This is a genomic window from Drancourtella massiliensis, from assembly GCF_016900655.1.
In the GTDB taxonomy this organism is placed as follows: Bacteria; Bacillota; Clostridia; order Lachnospirales; family Lachnospiraceae; genus Sellimonas; species Sellimonas catena.
Genome location: NZ_JACJKH010000013.1, coordinates 1 through 22,496, shown reverse-complemented (window position 1 = coordinate 22,496; position 22,496 = coordinate 1). Strand labels below are relative to the sequence as shown.

Sequence of the window (22,496 nt, the reverse complement as noted above, 5' to 3'; positions counted from 1 at the left end):
AAGGGGCCGTCAGGAAATAGACGGTTCTAAACAGGGGAAGGTTTGACTCGCATGAGTCACACCTTCCCCTGAAATTTCAAAATCATCAATTCCCCGCTTCATCCATCATGATCCCAGATACTCATCCAACACAGCATCATCCTTTTCCACAACATACGTACTTCCGCCTTTATCTTCTACATGTTCCACCATGCTGACAAGCAGTACCGGTTTGGCTGCATTCGGATCAGTGGTGAAGACGCTGAACCAGCCGATTTCCTGACCGGTAGTTCCCTGTTCGGATTTGAGCTCCGCAGTTCCGGTTTTTCCTGCGAGTTCCGTATCGTTGCGGTGTGCCGCATAGCCGGAGCCGGCCCGGTTGTTGACTACGGATTTCAGATCTTCTGTGAGAATGGATGTATTCTCCTGAGAGATCGCGTTTTCAATCCAAACGGTAGCAGACGGATTGTCTTTGTAAATCAGGTAAGGCTGAATCATGCTTCCGTTATTGGAAAAGGCCGTATACATGACAGCCAGGTGAAGCGGATTGGCCAGTACCTGTCCCTGTCCGTAACCGCTGTCGGCAAGCTGGATCTCCTCGGTGATGGAGCCGTCGTTGTCGTACTGGGACTGGGACATCTTGATCTCAAACGGAACAACCTGATTGAAACCAAATTTGTCCAGACCGGCGGTAAACTTGTCTGCTCCGAGATTCAGTGCCGCCTTGGCAAAGAAAATGTTATCTGAGTAAATCAGTGCATTTTCCAGAGTACCCGGTGAATAGTCCTGCAGAGTAGTGACATAATAGCTGCCCCAGCTGGAGTCTTTCTGCCAGCTTGTGCCATTGCTTCCATAATCCTGATTCGGATAGATTGTTCCTTCTGCCAGACCGATGGCTGCTGTAAACGGCTTCAACGTGGAGCCCGGAGCGAAGGTCTGACGGAAGCGGTTGTAAAGAGGCTGGCTTTCGTCATTGTTCAGCGTATCCCACTGATCGGTAGTAAGACCGAGAATGAACTGGTTTGTGTCGTAGGATGGTGTACTTACAAGGGCAAGCACCTCGCCGGTGTACGGATTCATGGCGACGGAGCATCCTTCATCTTCCTGGAACTGTTCGTACAGAGACTGCTGCAGTGTAATATCAATGGTCAGCCGGATATCCTCACCATCTGTCTTTTCCTGATAGGCGAGAACAGACTTCTGTTCTCCGTTTTCATCTTCGATGACTATGGTATAACCGCTTTGTCCGCGGAGTTCGTCCTCGTACAGAGATTCCAGCCCGCTTTTTCCGATGACGCTGTCAGAAGAGTATCCTGCGTCCGGATGTTCTTCCAGATCTTCGGCAGTGACGCTGGACACGTATCCGATCAGATGTGCGGCGGCTTCTCCGTAAGGGTAGTTTCTGACTTCTACAGTAGAGAGCATCACACCGGAAATCTCGAGAAGTTGGCTTCGAAGATCCGCATCGGAAGCGGAGATGGTTGTCAGCGGCACGAAAGAGTCATCTGTCACCCAGCCCTGTGAGAGTTCGGATTCGATGGCGTCACTGGTCATCCCGAGAAGTTCTGCCAGTGTCTCAACATCCGCAGAATGATCTTCGTTCATTTCGCCCGGGACAAGACCGACGGAATATGCGGTTCCGGTACCTGCAAGTACGACATTGTTTCGGTCAAGGATCTGACCACGTGCTGCCTCATCGGTGTAGATCCTTACTTTATCCGTCGAAGTCAGCTCCGGAAAGATCACGCTGTCATCCCAGACAAGGACGGTTCCTTTTTCACTGTCAGTTGTAAAGCGAGCGGTATTATCATAAGAAATTTCGCCTGCGAGCGTTGTCAAAGTAACCGAATAGGAAACACTGTCCTTTTCTTTGGATTTGATCTCTACTTTGACATCGGAACAGCCGATTCCTTCGTAAATGTTCTGATTTCTTGAAATGAAATCATCTTTGGAGACATCCCCGGCATCTACAAGATTGTACATCTTTTCATAATCCTGTGAAGTGATATAGGAAAAATAATTCTTCAGAATATCGGAAGGATTCTCTCCTGTACCGCGCAGACGGAAGAAAAGAAATACTCCTGCTGCGATTATGACAATGACTGCCACAATCAGGATCACGGGAAGAACCATGGATTTCTTCCGGGAAGAAGAACGTCTTCTTTTTCGACTCATAAAATGCAATTCCCTCCTTATAAATATAGAATGCAAAAGTATCATATTCTTATTTCATTATATCGGATTTCTATTTGCTTTTCAGCAACTTTAGGAAAAAATAAGAAAAAGTGACAGGACATACTTTTTTCAAAATTTCATCACATGATCACCACAATGAGACATTATAGTAATAGATGTAAAAAGGAAACAAGGATAAAAAAAGGAAGTGCATAATTATGAAAAAACAGTTTTTCAATTTCCATAAAAATACTGAAGAGAACAAAGACAATATGACAGATGATCAGTCACAGGGATACGAAGGATATCAGAATTACCGGAACGATTATCAGCAGAATTACCAGCAGGATTCTTTTTATCCATATGGACAGCAGACTCCGGAGCAGGATCCGCACAAGAAGTCCCCAAAGAAGAGAAAAGGCGTCAAGACGGTCGCGGCAGTTACAGGACTGGCCGTTCTCTTTGGCGGCATAGCAGGAGGAGCATTTTATGGAGTCAATTATCTGGTGGGCGGAAGCGGCAGCTCTTCCAATCAGATTGCGCAGGCGGATACAGCAAGTCTGACACAGGTCTCCTCAGGGACAACCAATACAGATCTGACGGATCTGGTCAAAGCGAGCATGCCGTTTGTTGTATCGATCCAGAATATGTCAGTGGAAGAAGTACAGAACTTCTTCGGCGGTACATCCCAGCAGGAATCCACGAGTGTAGGTTCCGGTATTATCATCGGGGAGAATGATACAGAGCTTCTGATCGTGACAAATGCCCATGTAGTTCAGAATGCAAATACTCTGACGGTAACATTCAATGATGGCACCAGTCTGGAAGCCAACATCAAGGGCGCTGATTCCAATAAAGACCTTGCGGTTGTAGCAGTTCCGCTTGACAGCATCAGCAGTAATACGAAGTCTGCAATCAAGACGGCCACACTTGGAGATTCTGACGCACTGCAGGTTGGAGAAGAAGTCATTGCAATCGGTAACGCACTTGGATACGGACAGTCTGTGACAAACGGAATTGTAAGTGCCAAGGACAGAGAGATCAGCGGATATGACGGAACTCTGATTCAGACAAATGCAGCGATCAACCCTGGTAACAGCGGCGGCGCGCTTCTGAATACAAAAGGTGAGGTCATCGGCATCAACTGTGCGAAGATCAGTGATTCGTCTGTAGAGGGTATGGGATATGCCATTCCGGTTTCCGAAGTTTCTGATATTATTCAGAATCTGATGAACCAGCAGACAAAGACAAGAGTCAGTGAAGAGGAACAGGGAAGTCTCGGAGTTCAGGTAATGGATATCGATGAGACAACGGCAGAACGTTACGGAATGCCGCAGGGCGTTTATATTACAGGGCTTACACAGGATAATACAGATTCCGACCTGCAGCGTGGATATATTATTACCGCGTTGAATGGAACAACCATCTCAGATACCAGCGATCTCCAGAATGAACTGGGCTACTACCGTGCAGGAGAAGATGTTACGCTGACTGTACAGTCCGCAGGATCAGACGGGGAATACACCTCCCAGGATATTACAGTGACACTGATTTCCAGCCAGTCAAATCAGTAGGTCCGGCATACTACTTGATTTTTCCGGATACAGACCATATAATATGGTTGTACATCATGACAGGAGTGAAACGATGAACAGATACCGGAAAGAACATGACAACAAGTGGTATGAGATTACACTGAAAGATGAAAGTGTCAAGCTCGTAAAAGGGCAGCAGTCCATACCGGCGGTTAAACGAAAATATAAAGGACAGATCCGGTCAATCAGGCGGATTTCCATGCAGGGCCTGCAGGGCTGGCAGAAGGAGAGACTTGGAAATTATATCGCGTTTCTGGATCTGGAATATAATACAGGGGATCAGAATAAATACCCGACGGAAATCATTTCCGTCGGGATATTGATCGTTGAGAGGAAAAGTATGAAGGAAAAAGAATCATACTATTCTCTTGTACGCCCTAAATATAATACTGTGCTGAATCCATACTGCATGGAGCTGACAGGACTCAGGCAGGTGGAAGTCGACCACGCGCCTGGATTCGGCCGGGTTTTTCGTGAAGTGCTGGATCTGTATCGTAAATGGAACATCCGGCAGACCTTTGTCTTTGGAAGCGCGGATAAGCCGGTCTTTCTGGATAATCTGCTTCTGAATGAAGAGGAAGAGGAGATGTACCGGATCGGTGAAGGAATGAGGGATATTTCGCTTCAGTTATTTTTTACTTTATTTGGAAAGGACGGGAGTCTTTCCCTGGAAAAGATGGGAAGAATCCTGAATGTCTCGGTGGATGGGGCACTTCATAATGCGCTGAACGATGCGAGGCTTCTTTATTTATGCTATCGCGCAGTGATAAAGGGTGAGATTCCGCAGGACAGGCTTTCCATGGCCAGGGAGGAGCTTTTGATACGTGAGGTCTATCAGAAAAGCCGAAAATTTGAAGAGCCGATGACCGGATATCCGGAGGAGAAAAAACAGGCAGCCTATGCATTGATCGAGGAGCTGATGAGTACGGTAAAGACGGACTCGCTTCGGGAGAAAGGAAAGGTTCTGGCGCTTTGCGATGACATTCTTCTGATGACGGGGGAGAAAGCACGCTATCAGAGAGAGTATTTTCACTGGATTTAAGAATGACAAAAAAGGAGAACGTATATGCTTCAGATCAAACACATACGAAAGGAGTACCGGACGGGGAAACTGGTGCAGAAAGCACTTGATGATGTTAGTCTGAATTTAAGAGACAATGAATTTGTCGCGATCCTCGGACCGAGCGGTTCCGGAAAAACGACACTTCTGAATATTGTCGGAGGGCTGGACCGTTATGACAGCGGAGACCTGATTATCAACGGGATATCGACAAAGAAGTATAAGGACAGAGACTGGGATTCCTACAGAAACCATACGATCGGATTCGTTTTTCAAAGCTACAATCTGATTCCGCACCAGACCATTCTGGCTAATGTAGAGCTGGCTCTTACGATTTCCGGAGTCGGAAAGGCGGAAAGGAGAGAGCGGGCACAGAAGGCGCTGGAAGAGGTGGGACTGGGGGAACAGTCGCACAAAAAGCCGAACCAGCTTTCCGGAGGTCAGATGCAGAGGGTTGCGATTGCGCGTGCCCTTGTCAATGACCCGGATATCCTGCTGGCGGATGAGCCGACGGGGGCGCTGGACAGCGCGACGAGTGTCCAGGTAATGGATCTTTTAAGGGAAGTGGCCAAGGACCGGCTGGTTGTCATGGTCACCCATAACCCGGAGCTGGCAGAGGAGTACGCGACCCGGATCGTTAATCTGAAAGATGGCAGGATCCGGTCGGATTCCAATCCATATGAGGTGGATGAAACTGCAATGAAACAGCCGGAACATCAGAACATGGGAAAATCATCCATGTCACTTCTGACTGCATTATCCCTTAGTTTTAATAATCTGAGGACAAAAAAGGCGCGGACGCTTCTGACCTCCTTTGCGGGATCAATCGGAATTATTGGAATTGCATTGATTCTTGCGCTTTCTACAGGTGTCAATCAGTATATTCAGTCAGTGGAAGAGGATACACTTTCGGAGTATCCGCTCGAAATCCAGAGCACGGGGATTGATATGACCGCCATGCTCGGAGACGGAGGCGGGGAAGAGAAAGAGGCCGGCGATGTGGATGTGATCCAGATGGTCAGCAATATGTTTTCTACCATGGATTCCAATGATCTGGAATCCTTAAAAAAGTATCTGGAGAGCGGTGAGAGTGATATTAAAGACTATACCAATGCGGTGGAATACTCTTATTCTGTATCTCCGCAGATTTACCGTGAAGATGGAGATTCCATCCGGCAGGTGAATCCGGACCGCTCATTTGATGCACTTGGATTCGGATCAGCCTCCGGGTCCAACAGTATGATGTCCTCCATGATGAGTACGGACATGTTTTATGAAATGCCGGAAAATGAAAATCTCTATAAAGAGCAGTACGATGTAAAGGCCGGTCGATGGCCGGAGAATTATAATGAGTGTGTGGTTGTCCTGACGGCAAACGGGAATGTCAGTGACTTTATGCTTTATACACTCGGACTTCGGGATGCTGTGGAACTGGATGAGATGATCCGGCAGTTTATCAATGAAGAAGATATCGAAACACCGGAAGATATGGGAAGCTATTCCTATGAAGATTTTCTCGGTATTACCTTTAAACTGGTCAACAGTGCGGACTATTATACGTACGACAGTCAGTATGGTGTCTGGACAGACAAATCCGGCAATGAAACCTATATGAAAGATCTCGTGAAAAACGGGGAAGATCTCAAGGTAGTAGGTGTTGTCCAGCCTGCAGAAGATGCCAATGCAGTGGCACTTTCTTCCGGAATCGGCTACCCGTCTTCTTTGACCCGGCATGTGGCAGAAGAGGCGGAAGACAGTGAGATCGTAAAACAGCAGATTGCGAATCCGGACGTCAATGTCTTTACCGGGGAGGCGTTCGGTGAGACAGAAAGCCAGAACGGACTGGATATGAACTCGTTATTTACCGTCAATACGGATGCACTGGAAAATGCTTTTCAGTTCAACAGCAATGCGCTCTCAGGCAGCCTTTCCGGGGCAGTGGATTTTTCCGACCTGTTCCAGATGGATGGAAACACTCTGGACCTTTCCAAAATGGTGGATCTTTCCGGAATCCAGATCGAGCTTCCGGATGCAGGCAGTCTGAATCTGAATGATCTGATGGGGAATCTGAACCTGACTGTTTCGGCGGAAGGGATGACAAAACTGGCGGGAAATCTGATTTCCGGCTATCAGGACTACGCAAAAGAGCATCCGGAGGCAGATTATTCGGGGCTGAGCGAAGACTTTGCAGGATATTTGAAAAGTACGGACGCACAGAAGATTCTCAAAGAAAATATTCTGGAGATCATTGAATCAAACGGCGGCATCACCGCATCGGTTGAACAGATTCAGAACCTCTTCCATGAAGTTTTAAGCGGTTTTATGGAGTATGCGTCGGAGCATGGATATACGGATTCGGAGAGGTTTGATGAATATCTTCTGGAATACCTTCAGACACCGGCTGCGGCAGAGATCATCAACAGTTGGGGCAGCAGGATCTTTGATTCTGTACAGGATATTTCCATCACCACAGAGCAGCTTCAGAAGATTGCCCGGGAGATGGCAGCCGGATATCTGGATTACGCAGAAAAGAATCAGCTGCCGGATCTGACAAAGATGGATGACTATTTTGTCAGCTACCTGAATACAGATGCGGGGAAAGAAGCGCTTTCCTCCGGAATTTCGGAGATAGTTGATATGGAGAGCCTGCAGTCGCAGGTTGGTACGGCCCTTGAAACTTATATGAAAGAAGTGATGGGCGCGTATACAGGCGCAATTTCCAACGCACTGGAAACTCAGATCAGCTCTGCCATGAGCCAGGTGGTAAGCCAGATGAGCAGCGGAATGGAGACGGTGATGCAAAGAGCGATGAGCCGGGTGGGAACGAGCCTTCAGGAGGCCATGGGAGATGCCATGACCATCGATGCAGACGCCTTTGCCAATGCGTTTGAAATGAACATGAGTGAGGAGGAGCTCTCCGAGCTGATGATGTCCATGCAGTCTACGGGAGAGACTTCCTATGACAGTAATTTAAGAAATCTGGGATATGTGGATTTTGATGTCCCGACAGGTATTGCCATTTACCCAAAGGATTTTGAGAGCAAAGAAGAAGTCGTAAAGATTCTGGACGGCTATAATAGTCAGATGGAGGCACAGGGAAAAGACGAGCAGGTGATCACCTACACAGATATGGTTGGTACTCTTATGTCTTCGGTTACGGATATTATCGATATTATCAGCTATGTACTGATCGCCTTTGTGGCCATTTCTCTGGTGGTTTCTTCCATCATGATCGGTGTCATTACCTACATCAGCGTGCTGGAGCGGAAAAAGGAAATCGGAATTCTCAGGGCCATTGGTGCCTCAAAGGGGAATATTTCCCAGGTGTTCAATGCGGAGACCTTTATCATCGGGCTTTGCGCCGGGCTCATTGGAATCGGGCTTACCCTTCTGCTTCTCATACCGGGAAATGCATTGATCCATCATCTTGCAGATACGAATGAGGTAAGCGCCGTGCTCCCTGTAGTGCCGGCACTGATTCTGATCGCGTTAAGTGTCGTACTTACGTTGCTTGGTGGATTGATTCCTTCCAGAAAAGCTGCAAAGAGTGATCCGGTGACAGCACTTCGTACCGAATAATAATATATAAAATCTCATTAAAAGCAATGTAAAAGGCGGTTCAGACATGAGAAGATATAAGACAGAAAATAACTACCGTACAGGGACAGCAGCGTTTGTGCTTCTGTGCAGTCTTGCTTTGACGGCATGTCAGGGAGCACAGAATACAGGCGGCAATAGTCAGGAGGAATCCAGAAAAGAGTTTTTCGCCATGGATACCTATATGACCTTTACCGCTTACGGGGACAATGCCGGCGAAGCGCTGGAAAAGGCGGAGAAAGAGATTCATACACTGGAGTCCGAGTGGTCCGTCACGGATGAAAACAGCGAAATTTACGCGGTCAATCACAGTAATGGAAATGTGGTGACGCTCAGTGAGGATACAGCAGGTGTTGTCAGCTTTGCCCTGGAAATGGCAAAAGAGACCGATGGGGCGCTGGAACCTACGATTTATCCGGTGCTGACTGCATGGGGGTTTACAACTGACGAAAACCGGATTCCGGGAAATGAGGAGATTCAGTCGCTTCTTAGCCGGGTCGGCTACGAAAAAGTGGAACTGAACGGGCAGAAAATACACCTGCCGGAAGGTATGGAACTGGATTTGGGAGCGGTAGGAAAAGGCTATGCCGGTGATCTGACAGCAGAGATTGTAAAAGAAAGCGGGGTAACGTCTGCCCTTCTAAATATCGGCGGCAATGTTCAGACCGTGGGATCCAGACCGGATGGAAATGACTGGCGGCTTGCTATACGGAGTCCTTACGGGGATGGAGAAGTCGGTGTACTGGAAGTGTCAGACTGTGCCGTGGTGACCTCCGGAAATTATGAGCGGTATTTTACCGGAGAGGACGGCAAACGATACGGGCATATCATTGATCCAAAGACCGGATACCCGGTGGATAACGGGCTGGCCTCTGTGACCATTGTGACGGAGGAAGGGAAAATGGGAGATGCCCTTTCCACCTCCATGTTCGTAAAAGGACTGGAAGGTGCACAGGAATACTGGAAATCCCACGAGGGATTTGACATGATTCTAATGACGGAAGATGGAGAAATCTATCTGACAGAAGGCATTGAGAACAATTTTACCTTGACTGACAGCTTCAGCAATATGGAGAAACATATTATCAGAAGATAGAGGAGGGAGCGGAAAAGACGCGTCTTTCTCCGGATTCCGATTTATAAGGATGGGAAGCCGTTTCTGCGTAATTATTGCATGTTCTGGAAGAAAGACCGGAGCAACTATTACATGGAAGAGTTTGCTGAGATTCTGCACTGGCTTTTAGAAAAAAGCATAGGGAGAATGTCCGGTGGGAACTGCGGTTGCAATTGACGCCAAAGTATGCTAAATTGGGAACTGTAATATTTCCTGTTAGAATTGAATAACTTTATCAAGTGAAGAATTCCTTTGTCAAAGAGGATGAATTTTAAAAGGGAACGGAGTGGAAATCTCCGGCGATCCGGTCACTGTAAGCAAGGAGTCTGTCCCAATTTATGTCATTGCGGCAATGCCGTGAGAAGGCCGGGACAGGCAAGGAGAGGCAAGCCAGGAAACCTGCTTGATAGAGAAGATGAAGCTTCCGTGTAAAGCAGACATCTGAAAATATGGGCGGCGGTCTTTGCCTGTCCATATGTTTTTGTCATGCCTGCTTATAAAAAGCAGGTTTTTTTGTTCTGCAAAACGAATCTTCCGGTAAGTAGGAATATGGATCTGACGGGTAAGCCAAAGATCCTGTAACAGGAAAGGAAAATATACCGAAAGAAAGAAGGAGAGAACATGAAACAGAACATGGTGAAAAAGGTACTGGCGTGTCTTCTGACAGCCACAATGACGGTGGGACTTTCCGCCTGTGGAGGCAGTGACGGAAACAACAGCGGGGATGCGGGCAGAATCAGCTCTGATCAGGTGAAAGAGGACAATCAGGCTGCAGATGACGGTTCGTCTGACAGCAAGGACACCACAGAGAGTACGAAAAAAACAGAATATCCGCTGACGATCACGACTTATGGCCGAGATGGCGCCGAGTACACGATGACTTATGAAAAGGCGCCGGAAAAGGTGGCAGCGGTTTACCAGGGATCGGTGGAGACGCTGCTTGCTCTTGGACTGGAGGACCGGATTGTAGCGACGGCAGGGCTTGATAATGAGGTGCCGGATGATCAGAAAGCCGCATTTTCCAAAACAGACTATCTGGACGAGTTTACACCGTCCAAAGAGACAATGACGATGCTGGAACCGGATATGATTTTTTCCTGGGTATCCCTGTTTGATGAGGATAACCTTGGAAGCCCGGATGAATGGATTCAAAAAGGAACAAATGTCTATATCAATACGAATACCGCGGTGAAAGAAGATTCTCTGGAAAATGAATATAACGATATCCTGAACATTGGAAAGATTTTTGATGTGCAGGGCCGTGCAGAAGAGATCGTAAATCAAATGAAAGAGACCGTAGAACACGTAAAAACGCTGGCCGAAGAACAGGAAGAAAAGCCGTCTGTCATGGTGGTGGAGAGCATGAATGATACCTTTACCAATTATGGCGCGGCAAGCATTGCGGGGGACATGGTGACCCAGCTTGGTGCCAGCCTTGCAAATCCGGACGCATCCACGGTTGGAAAGGAAGACATTTTAGCGGCAGATCCGGATGTGATTTTTGTCGTCTACATGCCATATACCGGGGATGATCCGGAAACGGTGAAGCAGGAAAATCTGGATAAGATTCTGGAAGACGAAGCATTTCAGAGCCTGAGCGCTGTGAAAAATGACCGGGTTGTTCCGATTATGTTAAGTGAGATGTATGCAAGTGCCACAAGGACGCAGGACGGGATTGAGACCATTGCCAAGGGCCTGTATCCGGATCTGGATCTGAACGAATAGAGGGAGCATGATGAAAAGAGGAGCGATGAAAACAAAGACATACGGAATTCTGATTTTGGGGCTGTCTGCGGCTCTTATACTGTCACTTTTTACGGCGGTACTGTTTGGAAATGCGGATTTGTCCTTTCAGGATGTGTACCGTGTGATCGGATATGAAGTCTTTCATACAGAGAGCCTGTCCGCCTACGGCCAGGGAGCTGTCCATGATGTAGTCTGGCAGATCCGTCTTCCGAGAGTGCTGATGGCGGCAGCAGTGGGGACGGGGCTTTCCGTGTGCGGCGTTGTCATGCAGGCAGTCGTCAAAAATCCCCTGGCGGACCCGTATGTCCTTGGAGTCTCCTCCGGGGCATACCTTGGGGCCGCGGCATCCATTCTGCTTGGGATCGGTTCCGTATTCGGGGATCAGGGCATGGGGATTATGGCCTTTTTCGGGGCTCTGGCAGCATCCTTTGGTGTGCTTTTTATTTCCGGCATCGGCGGACGCACAAGCGCGGGGAAACTGATTCTGGCCGGAATGGCGGTCAGTACCGTCTGCTCCGCGTTTGCGAACTTCCTGATTTATATTTCCCAGAACCGGGAAGCAACGACTCAGATTTCCTACTGGAGCATGGGAAGTCTTGCCACGGCTGACTGGGACAATGTGCCGGTTGTTCTTCCGGTCATGATAGTCACAACACTGATTTTCTGGACTCAATCCCGGAAGCTGAATCTGATGCTTTTGGGCGATGAGACAGCGGTGACACTTGGGACCGACCTCCACCGGGTGCGGATCGTGTATCTGATTCTTTCCTCCCTGATGGTGGGAACGGCAGTCTGTGCGGCAGGAATGATCGGGTTTGTCGGGCTGATTATTCCACATGCAGTACGGATGTGTCTGGGGACAGACCATAAAAGGCTCATCCCGGTCAGCGCACTGACCGGAGCGGTCTTTCTGATCTGGGCGGACGTGGCCTGCAGGGTTATTCTGGACTATGCGGAACTGCCGATCGGAATTTTAGTCTCTCTGATCGGCGCGCCGTGCTTTATTTATCTGATGATAAGGAGATCCTATGGATTTGGAGGTGGGGAAGCGTGAAAATCAATACGGAAGATCTTCATCTTTCCTACGGAGCGCAGGAGATTTTAAAGGGAATCAGCATCCAGAGTAAAGAGAAAGAGTTTGTCGGACTGATCGGGCCGAACGGAAGCGGAAAGTCAACGCTCCTCAAATGCATTTACCGGACTTTGAGGCCGGATCAGGGAGCTGTCTATCTGGATGGAAAAGAGCTGAGTACGATCCGTGTCAAAGATTCCGCCAGAAAACTGGCGGTGGTGGCCCAGCATAACCATTATAATTTTGAATTTACCGTACAGGAAATCGTTATGATGGGGCGGTCTCCCCATAAAAAAGCACTGGAACGGGACAATGCCGGAGACTATGCCATTGTAAAAGAGGCATTGCAGGCCGTCGGTATGGAGAAATTTGCTGACAGAAATTTCTCCACACTTTCCGGCGGAGAACAGCAGCGGGTCATTCTGGCAAGAGCCCTGGCACAGCAGACACCCTGCCTGATTCTGGATGAACCTACCAACCATCTGGATATTACCCACCAGCTTCAGCTGATGCGGATTGTAAAGGAGTTGAATGTGACGGTGATCTCGGCCGTCCACGATCTGAATATCGCGGCCATGTTCTGTGACCGTATTTACGCGCTCAAAGACGGCAGGATCGCAGGAGAAGGGACACCGGAGAGTTTGCTGACACCGGAGTTTATCCGGGAAATTTACGATGTGGAGGCAGAAGTCGTCAAAGATAAAAAAGGACAGATCCATATTTTATTTGTGGAATAAGAGAAAAGGGATTGGACACAGGGTACTGGTGTGCAATCCCTTTTTCAGTGGATGAACTCATAATAACGAGGAAGAAAGTACGCAAGATAATACGTAAGTACATGGAGGTACTGTCATGGGAGAGTATAAACCGCCTTTTACAATAACAAACGAAATATTATCATATGTATCTTCGATTTCAGAAAAGATTGGACGAATTTCGGCAACCAGTAATTTAGAATCCAAACCACATTTGAGAAGAAACAGTAGACATGAATTTTATCCGTATGACAATACCAGATAAACCTAACAGCAGGAACCAAAGATATGTAAAGATATGATATATTCAGATACCACGCCCGTTTCAATATGAACCGGGCATTTTTGAAACAATCATAATCTAGTCATATGTAAGAAAACAGGCATCAGAAGTAAAATCATTCCGGAACCGATCATAACCCATTGCAGTGGAATGATATCCGCTAATGGCCCGAAGACCACCATGCCAAAAGGGTAGCATACAGCATACATCGCTCCCATAAAACCAAATACACGTTCTTGCATGGAAATATTCGTATTTTCCTGAAGCAAGGTAGTAATTGTTGTCTGTATTGTTGTTAATGCAACGCCATAACAAATCATAAAAATAAGGTATAGTAGAAAATTTTGAGTTATGCCCATTCCTATTGCCATAGCTCCAAACACGGCGAAACCAATGAACATCGTTTTACTGCGTTTTTGAAAGCCGCCCCATACGCTCATTAGTAATCCGCCAACAGCCATACCTCCAAATCCGCATATTTCAACGGTGGTCAGATACCAGTATGTATCACCGTATGTTCTGTTTACCAGCAATCCGGAAAGATAGCCTGCCGGAACACATAAAAAAGTAAACAGTCCGTATACCGCCAGTAAGATACCAATTATTTTTTTCGAGAACACATAGTTAACACCGTTTCTCATATCAAATAAAATTGGAGAGGAAGTAACTCTTTCTTCCTGTTTCGGTAATGATATCCATGAGAGCAATGCAATTCCTGCTATTGCAGTCAAAATATCGATCAACAAAGTGTTTTGCAATGTTCCGACAGATAGGACGATTCCTGCAACAGCAGGGGCAGAAAACTGAACAACTGACTGCATCATGGCATTGAGACCGTTATAGCGCATTAAATTTTCCGGCGGGACAAGTTGTGGGATAACCGCATTAACGGCCGGTGATTGTATTCCGGCACCAATAGAGCGGAGAACAGACAGTATGATCAATAAGCCAAGTAATACGATTTCTGTTGAAATATAGGGCATAATAAGCAGCATGCTAAATGTGACACTGCAATTCCTGAATCAGCACCTATAATAAGAAATTTGCGGTTATAACGGTCAGCCCAGACTCCACCTGCAAAAGAAACAAGAAATTGTGGTAAATAGGAGCATACGGAAAAAACTGCTACCCATGCCCCGCTGGTTGTATGGAGCGTTACATACCAGACGATTGCCATTTGAACGACCTGGGAGCCAAACAGAGTGACGCTTTGGCTGATAAGAAAAAGAAGAACTTTCTTTTTCCAGGTAACCTGTACCTGCTGCATTTTACACTTCCTCCTTATCTTTTGGTGGAAGTACAAAGCGTTGTGTAGGATATCCATATTCAGTAAGTAATTCTCTTTCCGCAAAACCAAGACGTAAATATTTTTCACGATACCCTGTATCTGCTTTATCGCCCTCTCGATATGTAGTTAAACTGATTTCTTTACCTGTAAGGAGTTCATCTGCAAGTTTATCAAGGAAGACTTTTTCAATGCCGGCATTTCGATATTGCGGGTGGACTGCCAGAAAATCAATACTTCTCGTTTCGGTTGAAAACCCCATAATACCGATTACCATGCCTTCATCTCTTAAAATCAGGGCTCTTTTGTCAGCTATATAGAAAGATAATTTTTCCATATAATCCACTTCATCTAACCGGGGATAGCCATCAATCGTTAATTGAACTAACTCCATCCAGTCATTGATGTCTTCGACCGTTGCAAATTGTATATCGTCTTTTGTAAAATCCATCTTCGTCGGCTCTTTGCTCAAATGAATTTCTAGCTGTAAAGGATAAAATTCTTCAGCCGTTCTAAATTCAGCAGGTGTCATTTTATACATTGCCTTAAAACTACTTGTAAAAGCCTGCTGACTTTCATAACCGCTGCTCAGTGCGATTTCCATAATTGATCTTTTAGAAAAAGCGAGTAATTTCGCTGCTTCTGTAAGCTGTCTCCTTTGAACATATTCATGTACGGTTAGTCCGACTATCTTTGCAAATATGCGATGTAAATGATATTTTGAGTAGTGTAAAGCGGCCGCGACTGTTTCCAGATCCAGCTTCTTATCTAAATGATCTTCTATATATCGAATTGCCTGTGAAACGATAGAAACTGATTGTCCATGCATTTGTATTTCCTCCTTTCTGAGGAAACATTATAACACGATGAAACGATTCTGTTTTCATCATTCTTGCTGTTTTTATGGACACCATTTCATCTTAGCAACACAAATTTTTCACATAAGTTTTACTTATCAAATGGATTCAAAATGGAAATTGCTGATCTTTGAAATCAGATTAAAATAAGAATCAAAAGATAGGAGGAATCGAAGATGAAAAAAGATGTCATGATTCTTACAGGTGCAGGGCAGATCGGTATGGCCATTGCGCGCCGTATGGGATATGGCAAAAAGATTGTGATCGGAGATAAGAATCCGGATCATGCAAAGGCTATCGCAAAAATTATGAATGACGCAGGATTTGATGCGGAGGCAGTGGAGATGGATCTCTCTTCCAGAGCATCCATCCAAAGTCTGATCGAAAAGGCACAGGAGTACGGTGAGATTACCATGCTGGTAAATGCCGCCGGAGTCTCCCCGAGCCAGGCACCGATTGAAGCGATTTTGAAAGTGGACCTTTACGGTACGGCGGTGCTTCTTGAGGAAGTGGGAAAGGTGATCAAGGAAGGTGGTGTGGGCGTGACCGTTTCAAGCCAGTCCGGACATAGGATGCCGGCGCTTACCCCGGAGGAAGATGAGCAGCTTGCCTGTACACCGACAGAGGAACTTTTGAAACTGGATATTCTTCAACCGGAAAAGATCAAAGACACTCTTCATGCTTACCAGATGGCAAAGAGATGTAATGAGAAACGTGTCATGGCAGAGTCCGTAAAATGGGGTGAAAAAGGCGCACGTATCAATTCCATTTCTCCTGGCATCATTGTGACGCCGTTGGCAATAGATGAGTTTAACGGTCCACGTGGAGATTTCTATAAAAATATGTTCGCCAAATGTCCGGCAGGTCGTCCGGGTACCGCCGATGAAGTGGCCAATGTGGCGGAACTGTTGATGAGTGAAAAGAGCATTTTCATCACCGGAGCAGATATACTTATTGATGGAGGAGCAACAGCATCGTATTTTTACGGGCCGCTGAAGCCGGAAGCATAGCTTCTGGTTATATATACCTATTCAGATTAAGTATTTGATCTTGTAAAACCGGGGTTTTATACTGTAAGAAGAGGTGGAGAGCCTGAAATTCACATAGAAACAGGAGGCAGAAACGATGACAGAAACAATGAATTTTCACAAGACAGATTCAGAATTTATGGAACGGTGGGAAGCATTTGCATATAACGAAGTTGTAAACGAACCGGGACAGACACTGGATGAGACCACCAGATATCTTGCAGTCCTTGCTGCATTAATTGGAAGCCAGTCCGTGGACGCATACCGGTATTATCTGCCTAAGGCGGTGGAGAACGCCCTGACTCCGGCAATGGTAAAAGAAGTCGTTTATCAGGCAGTAGACTATCTTGGATTTGGAAGAGTTTTTCCATTTTTTGCAGCAACCAATGAAGTGTTTGAAGCAAACGGAATCCCGAATCCGGATGAGAACCGCGGAACGACTACGATGGAAGACCGTCTGGAAAAAGGAGCCGCTGCCCAGGCTGAAATCTTCGGACCGCAGATGCTGGAAGCATGGAAAGCCGGACATATCAACCGCTGGCTTGCATCCAACTGTTTTGGAGATATTTATACAAGAAAAGGACTGGATCTCAAGCAGAGAGAGCTGATTACCTTCTGCTTTCTGGCGGCACAGGGAGGCTGTGAGCCGCAGCTGACATCCCATGCCATCGGAAATATGAATCTGGGAAATGACAAAGAATTTCTTGTACGGGTTGTCTCTCAGATTCTTCCGTACATCGGATATCCGAGAAGCCTGAATGCAAACCGCTGTATCGAAAACGCAGCGACGCAGATGGCGTAATCGTCAGGAACCCAATAGATTAAGATATGGCAAACGGACCGAAGAGAGCAGATCTCCTCGGTCCGTTTTGTTATAGAACTTAAGGGAACATCGCTGATTATATGCGATATTGAGAAGATTTATCAACAAGGACAGTTAGGTTTGACTAGCCTGAAAATGTGTTGCTATGCTTATAGAGTATCCTTATGATAATTCAGTAAAAAAGGAAGTGATGGCGCATGAAGCAGCATAGATTCTGGGCATGGGCTGCCGTGTTCTGTTTCATAATGGTATTCTATACCGGATACAAGCATAAGTAATTCAAACATCAAAAAAATTTATAGCAGGAGGTAAAACATATGTTTAGTGATTCATTGATGAAGAAAATCGGATTATTCGCAGGAGGAGTCCTTTTCGGGACGGCAGGGGTAAAGATTTTATCCAGTAAAGATGCAAAGAAAGTATATACAACGTGTACAGCGGCTGCATTGCGCGCAAAGGACTGCGTGATGAAAACGGTAACGAATGTTCAGGAAAACGCAGAGGATATTCTTGCAGAAGCACAGCAGATCAATGAGGAAAGAGCCGCAGTGGAAGAAGCGGCAGTCCAGGAGGCGGAAGAAGACGGTGCGGCCTCTTCTGACAATGGAAAGATGTAACCGCTCATGAAATATATTATCAAGCATGAGATCAAGGGCCGCCTCCGGATTCACATCGTTCAGAAGAAAATGACATGTGAGGAGGCGGATACTCTTTTCTGGTATCTGGACAGGCAGAAAAATATAACAGATGTCAAAGTGTATGAACGCACCTCAGACGCTGTCATCTGCTATACAGGAGACCGTGGTGAACTGATCCGGATGTTGAAGGAATTCCGGTACGAAAAGGTAAACGTACCGGAAAACATGATCCGGAATTCCGGGAGATCCTTGAATGCGTCATATAAAGAAAAGCTGATTGCAAAAATGCTGCTGCACTACGGATGCCGGCTTCTGGTTCCGGGACCGCTCCGGGCGGTGGTTGTGACGGCCAGGTCTTTAAAATATCTTGCAGCCGGGCTGCACTGCATCCGAAAAAGAAAGATAGAAGTCCCACTTCTGGATGCAGCGGCAATCGGCGTCTCTGTCCTGCGCCGGGACTTTAATACTGCAGGATCTGTGATGTTTCTTCTCGGAGTCGGAGAGCTTTTGGAAGAGTGGACCCATAAGAAATCAGTTGGCGATCTGGCGCGGAGCATGTCTTTGAATGTTAAGAAAGTCTGGCTGAAACGCGACGGACAGGAAATTCTTGTAAAGGCCGACAAGATCCGGAAAGGTGACATAGTGACCGTACATATGGGAAATGTCATTCCTTTTGACGGGGAAGTATCCGGCGGGGAAGGGATGGTAAACCAGGTTTCTCTTACGGGAGAGGCCATGCCGGTACGCAGAGTACAGGGACAGTCCGTCTATGCGGGTACAGTAGTTGAGGAAGGGGAACTTGATGTTCTGGTAAAAGCGGTATCAGGTTCCACCAGATTTGAAAAGATCGTGGCAATGATCGAAGATTCTGAAAAGCTGAAATCTTCTATGGAGAGCAGAGCAGAACATCTTGCCGACAGGCTCGTACCGTATACCCTGCTTGGAACCGCGGGGGTATGGCTTTTGACCCGGAATGTAACCAAAGCCTTATCCGTGCTCATGGTGGATTTTTCCTGTGCACTGAAACTGGCCATGCCTCTCACCGTACTTTCAGCAATCCGGGAGGCAGGCGGATACGGGATCACCGTGAAAGGCGGAAAATTCCTTGAGGCGGCCGCGGAAGCTGACACGGTGGTCTTTGATAAAACAGGCACGCTCACAAAGGCGAAACCAACGGTGAAAGAAGTGGTTCCGTTTGGTGATGTGCCGGAAGAAGAATGCCTGCGGATTGCAGCGTGCCTGGAGGAGCATTTCCCTCATTCCATGGCAAAAGCCGTAGTGGATGCTGCAAAGAAACGGAATCTTGCCCACGAGGAAATGCACTCCAAAGTAGAATATATTGTTGCCCATGGGATCTCTTCCCATATTAACGGGAAAAAAGTGGTAATCGGCAGCAGCCATTTTGTATTTGACGATGAAGCATGTCAAGTCCGTCCGGAATACCGGGACAGATTCGAATCACTGCCGGACGAATATTCTCATCTGTATCTTGCCATTGAACAGGAACTGACGGCAGTGATATGTATTGAAGATCCGCTGAGAAAAGAGGCAGGGGATATGATTCGGGCATTGAGAACGGCAGGAATAAAGAAAACCGTTATGATGACCGGCGACAGTGAGAAGACCGCAGCATCAGTCGCCCGAAGGGTCGGCGTAGATGAATATTATGCGGAAGTGCTCCCGGAAGAAAAAGCGGGGTTTGTGGAGAAAGAGAAGGCGCAGGGGCATAAGGTAATCATGATCGGGGACGGAATCAATGACTCTCCGGCCCTGTCAGCGGCGGATGTAGGTGTCGCTATCAGCGATGGTGCAGAACTCGCAAGGGAAATTGCCGACATAACCATTGCGGCGGAAGACCTTCGGGAACTGGTTACACTGAAACATCTTGCAAACAGAATGATGAATCGGGTCGTAAAAAACTATCATCAGATCATCGGTATCAATGCAGGACTGATCCTTCTTGGCGTTGCAGGCATGATTCAGCCAACGTCATCAGCTCTTTTTCATAACACATCGACTTTACTGATCAGTCTCAGGAGCATGAGAAATCTGCTGACTGATGAAAAGAAATAAAAATCATTCAAAGAGGGAGATTCACGTTGTGTGCGGAATCTCCCTCTTTCTGTTAACAGTATTCTTTTATACCATGTCAAATATAAAACAACATGAATAATTGTTGATTTTTCAATTCGGTTAGTCTATACTAATTTAAGGAAAGAAAAATATGACAGAATAATGATAATCAGCAGTGTATGGAGGAGTAGATATGGCTAACATATTAGTGCAGGTTCCAACGTTTTACGGGCAGAAAGCGGGATAGTATCTTGAACAGAAAAGATGAGATTATTGAGAGACTGAAAGAAAACGGATGCCGTATTACTAGACAGAGGAAGATACTGATTGACATTATTCTGGAAAATGACTGTGCAAGCTGCAAGGAAATCTTTTATAAGGCTTCGAGGGAAGACAACAGGATCGGAGTAGCGACTGTCTACCGTATGATCAATGCGTTGGAAGAGATCGGGGCGATCAACAGAAAAAATATGTACAAAGTGGAATGTGCAGAAGATCTTACAGATGAAGAGGGATGCGAGATTATTCTGGAGGACAGTACTGTGTTCCGGATGCCAAAAGAAAAGCTGGATCAGATTGTCCGGGATGGAGTCAGAAAATGTGGTTATCTTGGCAAGGGAAAGAAAATATCAAAGATTATTTATCATAGTCAGGAGATGCCGAAAAGAGAGAGCGGCATAAATGAAAATGAATAGAAAAAAGCAGGACTGTAAAGAGGGAAAACATTTCAGTTTGTCAAAACTTTTGATTCCGGTATCCCTTGTGCTGATCAGTCTTTCTCTCGGGAACATTCTCCCGGATTATCTTGATAAACATAATTCATCCCGGACCTATGAAAACCTGAGAGAAAGCTATACAAAGATCCGGAAAGGGGACGGCGGGGAAAAGGAAAAAGACTGGTGGCTCACGGATGTGATGATCCGGTTTGACGAATTAAGAGAAGAAAATCCGGATATCGTGGCATGGATCCGGTCAGATGATCCGGAAAACACAGGAATCGATTATCCGGTTTTCTACTCGGGAGATAATGAGAAATATTTGAGACGGGATCTGTATGGCAAATCCCACATCGCTGGGAGCATCTTTCTGGAGGGACTGAACCGGCCGGATTTCACGGATTATTATACAGTCATATACGGGCATAACATGAATGACGGGAGCATGTTCGGCGGCCTGAAAAAATACCGGAAAAAAGAATTCTGGGAAGAAAATCCGTATTTTACCCTGTACACAGAAGGGGCAGTATACCGGTATCAGATCTTTGCCTGCCACGAAGCGGAAAACGGCGGGGATGTCTATAAGATCGGATATGAACCGGGGGAGAAATATCAGAAGCTGATTGACAGTATGGTCTGTAATTCTCTGATCGACACAGGAATTCATCCGGACAGCAGTCATAAAGTAATGACGCTTTCCACATGCACTGACAGCGGATATAGCAGACGGTTCGCGGTTCATGCGGTGTGCGTGGATTCCCGGAAAACAGAAGAAACAGAAAATAGAATAAATGAGAATTAGTATCATTAGCACGGATTGACAGAAATAGAAATGGTATGATATGATTACGGCAGTTAGTAGAAACTAATTCCAGTGTATGAATCTCACATATTTCATTCTTTGTTTATGTGAGATTCTTTTTAAAACAAGAGTTAGTAATAACTAACTGAATTAACTATGGAGAAAGATGATATGAAGAGTAAGAAAAAAATCGGGATCCTGATCCTTCTGGTGATAATTGCGGCCGCAGGCATCTGGTTCTATACCAGGCCAAAAGAAGTGACCAATTATGATGTGGCGTTTGAGGAAGATCAGGAAAAGCCGGAGAGTGAATCTACAACTCCTTCCGTGGGAGAGGGGATCCGGATTCCGGGATACAAATCAATAGAAATTCCTTCCGGAACAAAAGATGTGTCCGTTGAGCTGAATAACCCGGAAGAGAATCAGGTCTATTTCCGGATTTCCTTTTATCTGCCTGAGACAGAGGAGACTATCTACACGTCAAAAATAATCAAACCGGGGCAGAGTCTCTATGAGATCACGCTGGAAAAGGAGATGGAGACGGGGGAATATCCCTTGACGGTGAAGTATGAAACATTTACTGCAGACGAAGAGATGACTCCAAGGAACGGGGCGGAAGTCAACTGCACGCTTGTAGTCACATAAGAACTGCGTGAAAAAAGATACTGATGATGTTACAGTGCAAAGCACTTTAGCATAAACAAAAAACATATAGGTAATTGCGAAACTCCTTCGTAAACTTGAAGCAAAACAAGGAAAATTCGTACAGGGAAGGAGTTTTGGGATGAAAAGTGGATAACCGGATATTTTAGGCGCACTTTAATAAGCTATCTGCTTTATGAAAGTGGTAAGTCCTATGCTATGAGTGGCTTTAAGCTTCGAATGTATTCATGATGTT

At 46.3% G+C, this 22,496-nt stretch carries 19 protein-coding genes and 1 riboswitch; of the genes, 15 read left to right on the top strand and 4 right to left on the bottom strand.

Translation table 11 applies throughout. The features are described 5' to 3' along the window. Positions 1 to 105 precede the first annotated feature (105 nt). The gene (locus H6A32_RS08460) at positions 106 to 2,154 is read right to left on the bottom strand and encodes a penicillin-binding transpeptidase domain-containing protein (protein WP_204864113.1); all 2,049 of its coding nucleotides are present in this window, start codon (positions 2,152 to 2,154) and stop codon (positions 106 to 108) included. Positions 2,155 to 2,372: 218 nt separating this feature from the next. Between H6A32_RS08460 and H6A32_RS08455 the strand changes: the two genes are divergently transcribed. The 8 genes from H6A32_RS08455 to H6A32_RS17015 all read left to right on the top strand — a co-directional run bounded on the left by H6A32_RS08455 (position 2,373) and on the right by H6A32_RS17015 (position 13,395). Beyond that, positions 2,373 to 3,728: a S1C family serine protease gene (locus H6A32_RS08455; protein WP_243424883.1), complete on the top strand. Its 1,356-nt coding sequence runs from the start codon at positions 2,373 to 2,375 to the stop codon at positions 3,726 to 3,728. 73 nt (positions 3,729 to 3,801) lie between these two features. After that, positions 3,802 to 4,791: a 3'-5' exonuclease gene (locus tag H6A32_RS08450; RefSeq protein WP_204864112.1), complete on the top strand. Its 990-nt coding sequence runs from the start codon at positions 3,802 to 3,804 to the stop codon at positions 4,789 to 4,791. Between the two features lie 24 nt (positions 4,792 to 4,815). Next, positions 4,816 to 8,388 (top strand): ABC transporter ATP-binding protein/permease, encoded by a 3,573-nt coding sequence (locus H6A32_RS08445; protein WP_204864111.1) that lies wholly within the window; start codon positions 4,816 to 4,818, stop codon positions 8,386 to 8,388. A 46-nt stretch (positions 8,389 to 8,434) separates the two neighbouring features. Beyond that, complete coding sequence (locus H6A32_RS08440; protein WP_243424882.1) at positions 8,435 to 9,502, top strand: FAD:protein FMN transferase; 1,068 nt, start codon at positions 8,435 to 8,437, stop codon at positions 9,500 to 9,502. A gap of 238 nt (positions 9,503 to 9,740) precedes the next feature. Further along, positions 9,741 to 9,941: riboswitch (cobalamin riboswitch) on the top strand. Positions 9,942 to 10,141: 200 nt separating this feature from the next. Further along, a complete protein-coding gene (locus H6A32_RS08435; RefSeq protein ID WP_204864110.1) occupies positions 10,142 to 11,245 on the top strand; it encodes an ABC transporter substrate-binding protein in 1,104 nt (367 codons plus the stop codon). A gap of 25 nt (positions 11,246 to 11,270) precedes the next feature. After that, positions 11,271 to 12,320 (top strand): FecCD family ABC transporter permease, encoded by a 1,050-nt coding sequence (locus tag H6A32_RS08430; RefSeq protein WP_243424881.1) that lies wholly within the window; start codon positions 11,271 to 11,273, stop codon positions 12,318 to 12,320. Further along, entirely contained in the window at positions 12,317 to 13,075 is a 759-nt protein-coding gene (locus H6A32_RS08425; protein WP_204864108.1) for an ATP-binding cassette domain-containing protein, read from the top strand. Before H6A32_RS08430 ends, H6A32_RS08425 begins: the two co-directional genes overlap by 4 nt. Before the next feature lie 251 nt (positions 13,076 to 13,326). Then, positions 13,327 to 13,395 carry a Fic family protein gene (locus tag H6A32_RS17015; protein ID WP_430749583.1) on the top strand — a complete coding sequence of 23 codons (69 nt, stop codon included), beginning with the start codon at positions 13,327 to 13,329 and terminating at the stop codon, positions 13,393 to 13,395. Between the two features lie 52 nt (positions 13,396 to 13,447). On the opposite strand, the gene H6A32_RS08420 is transcribed toward H6A32_RS17015, so the two are convergent. Genes H6A32_RS08420 through H6A32_RS08415 form a run of 3 tightly spaced genes read right to left on the bottom strand, consistent with a single transcriptional unit; the run spans position 13,448 to position 15,490 of the window. Next, positions 13,448 to 14,371 carry an MFS transporter gene (locus H6A32_RS08420; protein WP_275950819.1) on the bottom strand — a complete coding sequence of 308 codons (924 nt, stop codon included), beginning with the start codon at positions 14,369 to 14,371 and terminating at the stop codon, positions 13,448 to 13,450. Beyond that, positions 14,317 to 14,643: an MFS transporter gene (locus H6A32_RS16680; RefSeq protein ID WP_275950818.1), complete on the bottom strand. Its 327-nt coding sequence runs from the start codon at positions 14,641 to 14,643 to the stop codon at positions 14,317 to 14,319. The genes H6A32_RS08420 and H6A32_RS16680 overlap by 55 nt, the downstream gene beginning before the upstream one ends. Before the next feature lies 1 nt (position 14,644). Beyond that, a complete protein-coding gene (locus H6A32_RS08415; protein ID WP_204864107.1) occupies positions 14,645 to 15,490 on the bottom strand; it encodes a GNAT family N-acetyltransferase in 846 nt (281 codons plus the stop codon). A gap of 204 nt (positions 15,491 to 15,694) precedes the next feature. Between H6A32_RS08415 and H6A32_RS08410 the strand changes: the two genes are divergently transcribed. The 7 genes from H6A32_RS08410 (at position 15,695) to H6A32_RS08380 (ending at position 22,243) form a co-directional block, all read left to right on the top strand. Beyond that, positions 15,695 to 16,528, top strand: coding sequence for an SDR family oxidoreductase (locus H6A32_RS08410; RefSeq protein ID WP_204864106.1), 834 nt, complete (start codon positions 15,695 to 15,697; stop codon positions 16,526 to 16,528). A gap of 115 nt (positions 16,529 to 16,643) precedes the next feature. Next, complete coding sequence (locus H6A32_RS08405) at positions 16,644 to 17,348, top strand: carboxymuconolactone decarboxylase family protein (protein ID WP_243097675.1); 705 nt, start codon at positions 16,644 to 16,646, stop codon at positions 17,346 to 17,348. A gap of 338 nt (positions 17,349 to 17,686) precedes the next feature. Next, on the top strand, positions 17,687 to 17,986 hold the full coding sequence (locus H6A32_RS08400; protein WP_087169497.1) for a DUF6110 family protein: 300 nt from the start codon (positions 17,687 to 17,689) through the stop codon (positions 17,984 to 17,986). A gap of 6 nt (positions 17,987 to 17,992) precedes the next feature. Further along, the gene (locus H6A32_RS08395) at positions 17,993 to 20,080 is read left to right on the top strand and encodes a heavy metal translocating P-type ATPase (RefSeq protein ID WP_138373460.1); all 2,088 of its coding nucleotides are present in this window, start codon (positions 17,993 to 17,995) and stop codon (positions 20,078 to 20,080) included. 251 nt (positions 20,081 to 20,331) lie between these two features. Further along, on the top strand, positions 20,332 to 20,775 hold the full coding sequence (locus tag H6A32_RS08390; RefSeq protein ID WP_118637396.1) for a Fur family transcriptional regulator: 444 nt from the start codon (positions 20,332 to 20,334) through the stop codon (positions 20,773 to 20,775). Then, positions 20,762 to 21,598, top strand: coding sequence for a class B sortase (srtB, locus tag H6A32_RS08385; RefSeq protein WP_118637398.1), 837 nt, complete (start codon positions 20,762 to 20,764; stop codon positions 21,596 to 21,598). The genes H6A32_RS08390 and srtB overlap by 14 nt, the downstream gene beginning before the upstream one ends. Positions 21,599 to 21,769: 171 nt before the next feature. After that, positions 21,770 to 22,243: a hypothetical protein gene (locus tag H6A32_RS08380; protein WP_242959061.1), complete on the top strand. Its 474-nt coding sequence runs from the start codon at positions 21,770 to 21,772 to the stop codon at positions 22,241 to 22,243. The last annotated feature ends 253 nt before the right edge of the window (positions 22,244 to 22,496 follow it).

Coding starts and splice junctions, on each gene's coding strand:
- H6A32_RS08460 (WP_204864113.1), bottom strand. CDS start 2,154: ATGAGTCGAAAAAGAAGACGTTCTTCTTCCCGGAAGAAATCCATGGTT.
- H6A32_RS08455 (WP_243424883.1), top strand. CDS start 2,373: ATGAAAAAACAGTTTTTCAATTTCCATAAAAATACTGAAGAGAACAAA.
- H6A32_RS08450 (WP_204864112.1), top strand. CDS start 3,802: ATGAACAGATACCGGAAAGAACATGACAACAAGTGGTATGAGATTACA.
- H6A32_RS08445 (WP_204864111.1), top strand. CDS start 4,816: ATGCTTCAGATCAAACACATACGAAAGGAGTACCGGACGGGGAAACTG.
- H6A32_RS08440 (WP_243424882.1), top strand. CDS start 8,435: ATGAGAAGATATAAGACAGAAAATAACTACCGTACAGGGACAGCAGCG.
- H6A32_RS08435 (WP_204864110.1), top strand. CDS start 10,142: ATGAAACAGAACATGGTGAAAAAGGTACTGGCGTGTCTTCTGACAGCC.
- H6A32_RS08430 (WP_243424881.1), top strand. CDS start 11,271: ATGAAAACAAAGACATACGGAATTCTGATTTTGGGGCTGTCTGCGGCT.
- H6A32_RS08420 (WP_275950819.1), bottom strand. CDS start 14,371: ATGCTGCTTATTATGCCCTATATTTCAACAGAAATCGTATTACTTGGC.
- H6A32_RS16680 (WP_275950818.1), bottom strand. CDS start 14,643: ATGCAGCAGGTACAGGTTACCTGGAAAAAGAAAGTTCTTCTTTTTCTT.
- H6A32_RS08415 (WP_204864107.1), bottom strand. CDS start 15,490: ATGCATGGACAATCAGTTTCTATCGTTTCACAGGCAATTCGATATATA.
- H6A32_RS08410 (WP_204864106.1), top strand. CDS start 15,695: ATGAAAAAAGATGTCATGATTCTTACAGGTGCAGGGCAGATCGGTATG.
- H6A32_RS08405 (WP_243097675.1), top strand. CDS start 16,644: ATGACAGAAACAATGAATTTTCACAAGACAGATTCAGAATTTATGGAA.
- H6A32_RS08400 (WP_087169497.1), top strand. CDS start 17,687: ATGTTTAGTGATTCATTGATGAAGAAAATCGGATTATTCGCAGGAGGA.
- H6A32_RS08395 (WP_138373460.1), top strand. CDS start 17,993: ATGAAATATATTATCAAGCATGAGATCAAGGGCCGCCTCCGGATTCAC.
- srtB (WP_118637398.1), top strand. CDS start 20,762: ATGAAAATGAATAGAAAAAAGCAGGACTGTAAAGAGGGAAAACATTTC.
- H6A32_RS08380 (WP_242959061.1), top strand. CDS start 21,770: ATGAAGAGTAAGAAAAAAATCGGGATCCTGATCCTTCTGGTGATAATT.